Source organism: Flavobacterium sp. UBA7680, assembly GCF_002482975.1.
Lineage (GTDB): Bacteria > Bacteroidota > Bacteroidia > Flavobacteriales > Flavobacteriaceae > Flavobacterium.
The window spans coordinates 147,008-158,334 of sequence record NZ_DLHA01000043.1; the positions used below are offsets into that span (position 1 = coordinate 147,008).

General features: G+C 33.9%; 7 protein-coding genes. 3 read left to right on the forward strand and 4 right to left on the reverse strand.

Going from position 1 to position 11,327, the window contains the following annotated elements:
* The first annotated feature begins 307 nt into the window (after positions 1–307).
* Both B3C18_RS19140 and B3C18_RS19145 read left to right on the forward strand, forming a co-directional pair.
* Entirely contained in the window at positions 308–3,316 is a 3,009-nt protein-coding gene (locus B3C18_RS19140; RefSeq protein WP_291150305.1) for a SusC/RagA family TonB-linked outer membrane protein, read from the forward strand.
* Positions 3,317–3,324: 8 nt separating this feature from the next.
* Positions 3,325–4,821, forward strand: coding sequence for a RagB/SusD family nutrient uptake outer membrane protein (locus B3C18_RS19145; protein ID WP_291150307.1), 1,497 nt, complete (start codon positions 3,325–3,327; stop codon positions 4,819–4,821).
* A gap of 534 nt (positions 4,822–5,355) precedes the next feature.
* On the opposite strand, the gene B3C18_RS19150 is transcribed toward B3C18_RS19145, so the two are convergent.
* Positions 5,356–6,819, reverse strand: coding sequence for an MFS transporter (locus tag B3C18_RS19150; RefSeq protein WP_291150310.1), 1,464 nt, complete (start codon positions 6,817–6,819; stop codon positions 5,356–5,358).
* Between the two features lie 386 nt (positions 6,820–7,205).
* Here B3C18_RS19150 and B3C18_RS19155 point away from each other — a divergent pair, with 386 nt between their 5' ends.
* A complete protein-coding gene (locus B3C18_RS19155) occupies positions 7,206–8,489 on the forward strand; it encodes a glycosyl hydrolase family 8 (RefSeq protein ID WP_291150313.1) in 1,284 nt (427 codons plus the stop codon).
* An 83-nt stretch (positions 8,490–8,572) separates the two neighbouring features.
* Here the strand turns inward: B3C18_RS19155 and B3C18_RS19160 are convergent, their stop codons facing one another.
* From B3C18_RS19160 to B3C18_RS19170, 3 genes are all read right to left on the reverse strand, one after another.
* Positions 8,573–9,199: an NAD(P)-dependent oxidoreductase gene (locus B3C18_RS19160; protein ID WP_291150318.1), complete on the reverse strand. Its 627-nt coding sequence runs from the start codon at positions 9,197–9,199 to the stop codon at positions 8,573–8,575.
* The gene (locus tag B3C18_RS19165) at positions 9,200–10,006 is read right to left on the reverse strand and encodes an inositol monophosphatase family protein (protein ID WP_291150321.1); all 807 of its coding nucleotides are present in this window, start codon (positions 10,004–10,006) and stop codon (positions 9,200–9,202) included.
* A gap of 78 nt (positions 10,007–10,084) precedes the next feature.
* Positions 10,085–10,999: an AraC family transcriptional regulator gene (locus tag B3C18_RS19170; RefSeq protein ID WP_291150324.1), complete on the reverse strand. Its 915-nt coding sequence runs from the start codon at positions 10,997–10,999 to the stop codon at positions 10,085–10,087.
* Positions 11,000–11,327 lie beyond the last annotated feature (328 nt).

Consider the following 11,327-nt stretch of genomic DNA (forward strand, 5'->3'; position numbering starts at 1 on the left):
CCTTCAATACGCCTGTTTCTGTAGTTATCATGCTACAAAATTGATAGTTTTTGCATCATTTTTAATAGACAAAATTTAGGCTAACCTTATATTTTTGGATGTAAGAAAAATTAAATAACCCAGGAAAACAAGTATTAACCTTTTTAAAAATTACAGTATGAATTGAAAATCAAATTATGTTTTGAATCCTTATTTGTATTAAAATTTAAGAGCTATAAAAACCACTTTTAAATTTTAGAATAAGCATTACAATAATTAAAACTTTACAACCAAATAACTATTTAAACTAATCAAAAAACCAATTGAAATGATGTTAAAATTAAAATATGCAATAATCACATTGCTGATAATCAGCAGTCATAATATGATGGCACAGTCAAAGACCATACAAGGGGTGATTACAGATCCCTCAGGGTTTCCTTTGCCGGGTGCCGGTGTTAATGTAGAAGGTTCCCAAAACAGTACCTCTACAGATTTTGACGGAAAGTATACTTTAAAAGGCGTGAACCCTACAGACAAAATTATATTTTCGTTTGTTGGTCTAATTTCACAAACAATCATCGTAGGGACAAGAAATACTATTGATGTTACCTTAGCATTATCCACACAAAACTTAAATGAAGTTATAGTAGGTTACGGAACTCAAAAGAGAACTAAGGTAACCGGAGCAATTTCGACAGTAGGTTCAAAAGATATTGCTGCAGTGCCAATTACAAATGCAGAGTCCGCTTTACAAGGTAGAGCCGCGGGTGTTACTGTTGTAAACGGTGCTCCGGGTTCTAATCCTACCGTTACCATTCGTGGTTTGGCTACCATGGGAAACAGTGCTCCCTTATATGTAATTGATGGAGTTTTGACCAGTAACTTATCTGGACTGAGCCCAAATGATATTGAATCGATGTCTGTTTTAAAAGATGCTTCAACAACAGCTTTATACGGTTCAAAAGCTTTTAACGGAGTAATTATGGTTACTACGAAAAAAGGAAAAAAAGGACCGGGGCAGCTAAATTTTAGCACTTATGCCGGTTTTCAGACTATTACAAAAAGATATGATGTTTTAAATACGCAGCAATATCTGCAATATGCTAAAGATTTAGGAAGTGATTTAACAGCAAGAGCTGCTGAATTTGGCAATACAAATACCAACTGGCAGGATCAAATTTTTCAAAGCGGTGTAATGCAGGATTATAATTTGAGTTTCTCAAATGGTACAGAAACTTCTACATCTCGTTATTCTGCCGAATATTTGAAACAGGAAGGAGCTGTTATCAATACTGGTTTTGAACGTTATTCGTTTAGAGCTAATAATACGCAGGATATTGGCAGACTTAAGGTAGGAAGTAATATCGGAATCTCTTTCAGTAAAATCAATCCGGAGCGTAATTCAGGAGGAAGAACACTATTAGAGCATGCTATTAAAATGGCACCTTATTTACCTGTTTATAACGAAGCAAGTTTAGGAGGTTATCAAGGTCCTAGCGCCATTGATGGTAATGATGCCGAAAACCCTGTTCGTGTAGCCAATTTAGGATATCAAAAAATCAATAATTTATCTATAATAGGAAATATCTACGCTGAATTAGAAATTTACAAAGGCCTGAAATTTAAATCACAAGTTTCATTAGATTACTTTACAAGTAAGGATCATACCTTTATTCCAAGCTACGCTGACGGTTCTTATCACAGGCAGGCGTTTTCAACAACTAATGAAACAAATACCCAAGGGCAGAATATTGTTTTCGATAATAGTTTAACGTATAAAACTACGATCGCAGCTAAGCATAATATTGAGGTATTGGGAGTTATAACTAAAATTGACGGAAAAGGGCAGAATTTAGCAGCGGGAAGCCGTTACTATATTTCAAACGAAATTGATCAGCTGCGATATAATGAAGGAAGTTTGAGTTCAGGAAATTTTGAAGAAAAAAATATTGGATATATCGCGCGTATCAATTACGATTACGATGATAAATATATACTTGCGGTTTCAGGTCGTAGAGATGCTTCATCTCGTTTTGGAGCGAATAACCGCTGGGGTAATTTCTACTCATTTGCTGTGGGATGGAATATAGCCAAAGAAAGTTTTATGGCAGATTCTGTTTTTAGTACACTAAAACTTAGAGCAAGTACAGGAACAACAGGAAATGACAGAATAGACAATTATCAATATGCCGCTACATTACTTGCTGATTATAATTATCCAATTAACGGAGGAAATGCACCAGGTGTTTCTCTTGGAGTTGCTTCTAATCCTGACTTAAAATGGGAATCTAAAAAAGATAGAAACATCGGTTTAGATTTTGGTTTGTTTGACGAAAAATTCACTGGATCTTTTGAATATTTTAATAATAAAAGCAGTGATATTCTTTTTGCAGTTCCGTTAGCAGCCTCTGTAGGATCTGCCGGCGGTGGAACTCAAATTCAAAATATTGCCGATGTGAAAGTATCAGGATATGAAATATCATTAGGCTACAATGACAGAAAAGGAGATTTTACATGGTCTGCCGTAGCTAATTTAGGAACAAGCAAAAACGAAGTAACAAGTTTAGCGCCGGGAGTAACCAGTGTGTTAGGCGGCCCAACAGCAAGAGCAGGTTTGGAGAACTTCTCAAGACTGGAAGTAGGTCAGCCATTGTTTTATTTTTATGGTTACCAAACTAACGGAATTTATCAAAATCAGGCAGAAGTAGACGCCGTTTTTGGCCCGGGTCAAACTAATATTAAACCGGGTGATATTCGAATTGTTGACCGTGATGGTAATAAAATAATCAATTCAAATGATAAAACTAATATTGGAAATCCATATCCGGATTTTACCTATGGTTTAAACCTTACAGCAGCCTACAAAAAATTTGATTTTAATTGCTTCATAACAGGAGTTCAGGGTAACGATATTTATAACGCCAATAAATTTGATTTAACAGGGATGAATCGTTTGTTTAATGCCAGTACAGAAGTTTTAGACAGAGCAATTGTTGTAAACGGTGTTGTAACCAATCCATCGGCTACTTTGCCAAGAGCGCAGGGAGCAGATATCAACTGGTCTTCGGCCAATCAGCGCTATATTGAGGATGGTTCTTATACCAGATTAAAAAATATCACTTTAGGATATACATTATCAGGAGACACATTTGACAACCATTTTTCAAATGTAAGATTCTATATAAGTGGTCAAAACCTTATTACTATTACAAATTATTCTGGGTTAGATCCTGAAATTGCACGTGCAGATACTAATGCAAATTCTGCAGGTATCGACTTAGGAAGATATCCACAACCTAAATCAGTAATTTTTGGACTTGATGTTAAATTTTAATATATAAGATGATGAAAAAAATAAAATATATAGTTGCAGCATTGTTGGGAGTTTTCGCAATAAGTTCATGTGACACTTCGGAATTAGAATTAACTAATCCAAACACGTTATCGCCCGACACTTTCTTTAAAACCGAAGCGCAGGTAGAATCTGCTGTAAATGCAGCTTATGCAAATTTACAGACAAGAGGATTGTATGCCCGAAATCTTGCTTTTGCCATGGATCTTATGGCGCAGGACGCAGCAGGGAATCCACAATTAGAAGGTAATAAAAAACCTTTTCAGGATTTTTCGTTTAATGCAGGAAATGATATTATTCAGTATTACTGGGAATCTTGTTTCTTAGGAATCTCCAGAGCGAATTTTGTATTAGACAATGAAGGTAAGATAAATGATTTACCAAATTCAGTTTTATCACAAGCAAGAAAGAATAAATTTTTAGGAGAAGCACATTTTTTAAGAGCGTATTATTATTTTCTTTTAGTGAATCGTTTTGGAGATGTGCCGATTTATAAAACCGGAACTATTACAGGAGCCGCAAGAAGTCCTAAAGCAGAAGCTTTTGATTTGATCAGAGCAGATTTAGAATTTGCTTCTCAAAATTTGCTGCCTAGAGGTACAGAAGTTGTAGGAAGAGTGACTAAAGAAGCTGCGTATGCTTATTTAGGGAAAGTTTTGTTATACGAAAAGAAATACGATCTGGCTTTAGCTGCACTTAATAATGTTACAGGATTTAGTCTTGAAGACAAAGGCAGTTTTTACAACAACTTTATGGAAGAAACAGAGCACGGTAAAGAGTCCGTTTTTGAAGTTGAATTTAATGAAAACAACGGAACTGGTAATAAATGGGATGATGCAGGAAATAGCGGCGGAACTGGTTTTGCTGAGTCAACGCTGAGAGGTCAGGAATATGGTAATTTAAGCTGGTTCAATGTATATCCGCCAGATGCACTGCTAAATTCTTATGAGGCTGGAGATTTACGTTTTGGAGACACTTTTTATGTACCGGGTTCTAAATATTTAAACGGAACGCGTACTATGACAGCACAAAATTTTAATACATCGGCAGGTCTTAGAAATGCGGGTTGGAAAAAATATCAGAACTATTATAAAAAAGAAGATGAAGCTGTACAGTCCAGTATTAACTTCAAAGTTATGCGTTATGCTGATGTATTGCTTATGAAGGCCGAATGTGAAAACCAAAGAGACGGAGGTTCACAAACAGCAGCCATAGCCTTTATAAAAGAAGTTAGAGATCGTGCAGGTTTAACAACTACAATTACTCCAACAAAAGAAGCTGTTTTTACTGCAATTGTTCACGAACGCAAAGTAGAATTTGCAGGAGAACAAAGCCGTTTTGACGATATTATAAGATGGGGAAATGCCAGTACAGAATTAGCAAACACTGGTTTTCAGACAGGTAAAAATGAATTGTGGCCAATACCTAACAGAGAAACATCTTCAAATCCCAATATAAAACCAAGCGATAATAATCCAGGTTACTAAACGATTAAATTATGTTAGTTTGAGTTAAGTAAGTTAGTATTTTTTGATAAACAGTGCACTTGTAATGCACTGTTTATTTTTTTGTTAAAGACAGAATTAATTTTAGATTTCAGGTCTAAAGTTTCAAGTTTCAGGTTGAACTGAGGATATTTTAACGCAAAGTTCGCAAGGCTTTTTTTATCGTTTGCAACTATTAGATTTAAAAAGTTCGCAAAGCTTTGTTTTGATCGAGCTTTGCGAACTTTGTATTTTTATAAAAACCTTACATTCAGAAAAATCTTTGTATGCTTTGCGTTAAATAAAAAGTTTCAGGTTGAACTGAGGATATTTTAACGCAAAGTTCGCAAGGCTTTTTTATCGTGTGCAACTATTAGATTTAAAAAGTTCGCAAAGCTTCGTGTTGATCCAGCTTTGCGAACTTTGTATTTTTATAAAAACCTTATAGGCAGAAAAATCTTTGTGTGCTTTGCGTTAAATAAAAAAGTTTCAGGTTTCAGGTTTCAAAATCTACAATCTGCAATCTACAATCTGCAATCAATTTCTTCTTTCCTTCAAATCTGTTTCAATTTGAATTTCCATTTTCTTATCTATTACATTAAAGCATAATAAAATGGCACTTATAATAAATATAAAGCCCGGATAAATACTTATTGAAAGTTTAATTCCTTCTACAGCAGCCGGAACCTGATTCACTTCTTCGGCTACATAACCATATTTAGATAAAAAAGCTGCACCTAAAGCACTGCCAATACTTATTCCAATTTTTAATCCAAAAATCATTGCTGAAAAAACAGTAGCAGTAGCTCTTCGGCTGTTTTTCCACTCGCTGTAATCAGCCACATCAGCAATCATAGCCCATAATAAAGGAATAGTTACTCCGTAGATAAATCCATGTAATAATTGGGTCAAAAAAACCATTGCAATAGCTGTTCTGCTGTAGAAATTAAATAGGAGTAAACTCAGAGCAGATAAAAAAATGAAGATGATATAAATATTTCTTTTTCCAAATGAATCTGCAAGAGGTTTTGAAAACATGATTCCGAATATCATAAAAAGAATTCCTCCGCCATTAAAAAGACTAAAAGCAGAAGTTGGAGCATCTTTTGGCCATTGAAAATTTACAAATCCCATTGCTATTAATGAATTATTTAGTCTTTCAATAAAAGCTGTAAAACCAATATCATTCAAAAAAATGGTCTGAGCTGCGGGATCTAAGTAATATTTAAAGTAAAAAACATACATACCGCCCTTTAAAGACAAAGTTATAAATACCAGAATAGTAACCAGTAAGATAACCAGCCAAGGTCCATTTTTAGACAAATCAATAAAATCCTGTTTAATTGAAGATTCCTGATTTTTTGCAGGAATGATTCTTTCTTTGGTAGTGAAAAAAGTAATCAGAAAACAAATTACTCCAATAAAAGCAAATAGTATCATGGTGTTTTTAAAACCAACTGCTTTATCTCCATTTCCTAAAATTAAAACAAATGGCAGTAAAAGCGACTGTACAATAAATTGAGCTATCATAACAGCAACAAAGCGATAGGAGGAAAGACTGTTTCGTTCTTTCATATCACCAGTTAAAACGCCGCTCAAAGCAACATACGGTAAATTATTTGCGGAATAAAGCAGCACTAAAAAAAAGTAAGTCAGTAATGCATAAGTTGTTTTACCTGTTATTCCAAAATCCGGAGTTAAAAAAGACAACACAGCAGCAATCCCAAAAGGCAAGGCCGTCCATAATATCCAAGGCCTAAACTTTCCCCATTTGGTTTGAGTACGGTCAGCAATAACGCCCATGATGATATTAAAAAAAGCACCAATAAAACCTCCCGTAAAAATAATAACGCTTGCTGTTCCGGCAGGAATTTTATATACATCAGTATAAAAGAAAGCCAAAAAAGTCAGCAGAGTCTGAAAAATCAAATTCGCTGCAAAATCACCTAAACCGTAACCTGTTTTTTCTAGTATAGAAAGCTTTTGGGATGTATTACTCATAAATATTTAAGGATTGCTTTTACAGGTTTATATCCTGTTATATTAATTGCAGATTATTTTTGAGGCGCATTTCTATAAAAAAATAACACTTCATTTTGCTCTATTTTACTTGGAATGTTTAATGTAAAAATAGCTTGAAAGTTGAAAAAAAGTGTATCATTTTTGAAGCCTATATTAACATATTTGAAGCATGAGTTTGTTTCAATAAATCTATTAAATGATTAATTTTTAAAACAACCAGTTGTTTTAAATTTTTATATTATAATAAAAAAAATATTTTTAATCCTAATGTTTATTGATATTATTTTTGCGCAACCAGTTGTGTGTTAGTTGTTTTTGTGTATATTTAAATTATTTATAGAAGACTAACAAATAAACTGAACAATATGACTGTATATCAAATTACTACAAATGAATATTTGGTTAGAATCCGACTTTTTATTATCGTTTTTGCCTTAGTTACTCCGACTTTTGCCATTAGTCAAAATAAAAACAAATCAGATAAACCTCAATACCGCAATCTTTTTGCAGCAGCGGGTTATAGTCAAATTGATATTGATAAGAAATTAACGAAAGTCTATTATGATGTTTTTGAAGGGCCAAATAAGGTATATTTTGAAGAAGGAGATTCGTTAGGATATGTTTCTGATATCAAAAATAACGATGCCCGTACCGAAGGAATGTCATACGGAATGATGGTTGCTGTTCAGCTCGATAAAAAAGAAGTTTTTGATCGTCTTTGGCGATGGTCTGTAAAATATATGCAGCATCAGGATGGACCACGAGAAGCTTATTTTGCATGGAGTGTAAATCCGCAGACTAAAAAACAGAATTCTCCCGGTTCTGCTTCAGATGGAGAATTGTATTATATAACCAGTCTGCTTTTTGCTTCTAATAAATGGGGAAATACTACTGGAATAGATTACTACAAAGAAGCCAGAAGAATATTAGACGCTATGTGGAAAAAAGACGGTACGGGAAATATCTATAATATTATAAATATCGAACACAAGCAGATTTCCTTTGTGCCGGAAGGAGGGGGCTACAACTGGACAGATCCTTCTTATCATGTTCCTGCATTTTACGAAATCTGGGCATTATATGCCAAAGACGGCCATGAACAGTTTTATAAAGAATGTGCCGATGTTTCGCGTAATTTTTTGCATAAAGCCTGTCATCCTGTAACAGGTCTAAATTCAGATTATACCGAATTCAACGGAGAACCGCATCCAACGCCCTGGATGCCGCCCGGATTCCGTTATGATTCCTGGCGTGTTCCTATGAATATTGCAATGGATTATACATGGTATGGAAAGGATAAAAAATGGCAGGAAGATTATGCGAAGCGATTTCAAAATTTCCTTAGATCAAAAGGATTAGATACTTATGAAGATCAGTTTAATCTGGATGGTTCTACACCTGATTTTATTCTTCAGGCAGGTTCTGTAAAAAAACTTAGACATTCAATTGGGTTAGTGGCAACTGCAGCTACGGCATCATTAGTAAATAAAGATAAAGCCAGTATGGATTTTGTTCATGCTGTCTGGAATGCTAAACTAGAACCTTATGAAGACGGTTATTTTGATCCATACTATGATGGGTTGATGTATCTTTTTAGTCTAATGCATCTTAGCGGAAAATATCAAATAATAACTCCGGAAATAAAATAGCTTTTTAAATCCAGATCCTCTTTTGAACTTTCTTTTATGTATAAAAGGAGTAACAGGACAAACGCTGTTACTCCTTTTTATATTCAATTTGTTAGTGCAACATATTGATAAAGCCTCAATGGATTTTCTGCTTCAGTAATTAAGAATTGGGCAACATCGGCTCTTGAAATTTTTCCAACTTTCATTCCTTTTTGAAGTTCTGATATTGTTTTATAAGTTGACTGTGCATCTCCGTTCGTTAGCATTCCAGGTCTTATGATTTCCCATTTCATAGTGCTTTTGGTGATTATTTCTTCCATTACTGTTTTATTGATGTATTGGGCTTTTAGGAATAACGAAATCACCGTTCGCATAAAAAAGCTCAAATAATTTTTACTTTCTCCCGCTCCAAAACCTGTAATAACCAAAACTGGTGAAGAAAATTTTAAATCATCAGTAACCTTAACCAATGCATTGGCAATATCAGAAAATAACGTAGTTGCTTTTTTATTTTTTGTTCCAACGGTTATAAGTACCGCTTCAGAACCAGTTATGGCATGCTTTAAATCTATTAGTGATGTTGCGCTGCCATTTATTTTAATAAGATTGGGATGATTTGGAATCTGATCAGTATTTGTTGATAATGCCGTTACAATGTGACCTTTTTTAAGAGCCAGTATAACAGATTCCAGTCCAATTCCTGCTCCAGCTCCTATAATTGCTATATTCATTTAGTTTATTGATTTAATTTGCAGATATTTTTCAGTAATACTTTTTTGAGCCACGAGCAGGCTTTCGCTTCCCCATTTCCATGGAGTTCCTGTCGTTGTTAGGATTTTGGCACCAGCTTCTTTGGCAATAAGCAATCCTGCAATCCAGTTATAAGTGTCGAGATCTTCCTGAACAAACAAATCAATTCTGCCTGCACCAACATAAGCCAATTGCAATCCGTGCGGTCCGTAATTTCTAACAATTCCAAAATTCTGAATCAAATTAGTGACCGTAGTACCTATTTTTTTATTTAAATCATTATTTGATTTGTCCTGATGTCCATACTCAAAAACAGCAAGCATAACAGACTGATCTGTCTTGTTACTAAGTTCAAGTAATTTGCCATTCATAAATGCGCCTTCACCATCTTTAGCCCAAAACATTTCATTGGCCAACGGATCAAAAATTACAGAAAATAGAGGTTTTCCATGACGAATAAGCGCCAGGTTTATAGTCCATCCTGCAATATGTTGAAGATATTGTATAGCACCATCCATGGCATCGCAAAGCCAGTAATCTTCATCGTCTGAAGGATTTCTTTGTGAATCAGTATCAAACTCGTCGCCTATGTGCCAGGGAATATTTGGATACTGCAACGTTAAATCTTCTTTTAAAGAACTCAGACACAAAGTATCGATATCTTCTAATTGTTTTAAAAGCTCATCCATAGTTTGTGGAATCGCATTTTGCTTATAGTCTTTTAAAAAGACGTTCCCTACTTTTCGTACTGCATCTAGTATGATTGGGATATTGATTTCGTTTTGCATATCATTATATATTAATTACAATGCAAAATTAATTAGAGGATGATCTTTAATGTAGTTTGAATGAAGGGAAGGATAGTCCTAATCACGGAATTTCTTCCGAAATTCAAGAGGAGTAAGGTTGGTTAACTTTTTAAAAAGTTTTCCAAAATAAACAGGCTCGTCATAACCAACCTGATAAGCAATTTCTTTTACGCTGCTGTCTGTAAAGTAAAGCAGTCTTTTGGCTTCCATTATTGATGCCTCTTGAATATGAGCCGAAACCGGACTTCCTGTTAATGATTTTACAGTATCATTTAAATGTGCAGCCGAAATAGAAAGAGCCGAAGCATACTGTGCTGGCTGTTTCCATGTTTTATAATGTTCTTTTGTTAGTTTTATAAAAGTTTCCTTAATGATAATACTGCGGTTTTCTTTGGATTTACTAAGAGGTGAATTAGAAACGAGTTCCCCTGAAATTAAATTTAAAAGTGCAATTAATAAAGAATGAATACTTTTTTGAATGTAGGTATTTGTATTTTCAGACTGGACTTTTTCAATTAAATCCATTAAGATTGTAAGCTGTTGAAAAAAGGGAGATTCTTCTCGTAATAAAAATGGATTATTGATTTTATTCTCTAATAGCTGCAGGAGATCTTTATTAACCAGCGATGAATCAAAACTAATCATCCATCCATTCGGATTTTCTACTGTTATAATATGATGTACTTCTTCAGGAAAGATACAAAGTAAGGCAGGTGCGGAAAATTCTATAATTTCAAAATCAATATTTAATTTAAACTTTCCGTTTAAGGCAAACATTAATTGACAATGATCATCCCGATGAGGTTTAGAGACGTCGTGATTCTCTATTTCTTTATCCTCCATATTAACAATAATAATTCCTGCTCTTGCAGAAGAAGGAAGTTCAAATTGTTGAATATTTTGGTTTTGATTTTTCAAGCTTATAATAGTATCATTTATACTGCTTGTAAAAATAGAGATTAAAAATGTCAAATGTTTCAGATTTCATTCCTAAACGAAATAAAAAAAGCTAACAAGTCTCGCTTAAAAACAGAATATTTGTTACGAAACATGCATAAATATTGTTTTTAAAAATATTTTTTTTGCTGAAAAATATTAAAAATAGGAAAAATCTTAAAATATAAAATAAAAAGTTCTAGTGCAAACTTAATATTATCAGAGAGTTAAGAAAAATTTGCTAAAATATTTAAAAAAAAAGCGATAAAAAGTATTGTAAATGCTGATAAACTCACTACTTTTGCACCCGCTTTGAGAGACAAGCGAAGATAAAAAGAAGACACGTTCGTAGACATATTGAATT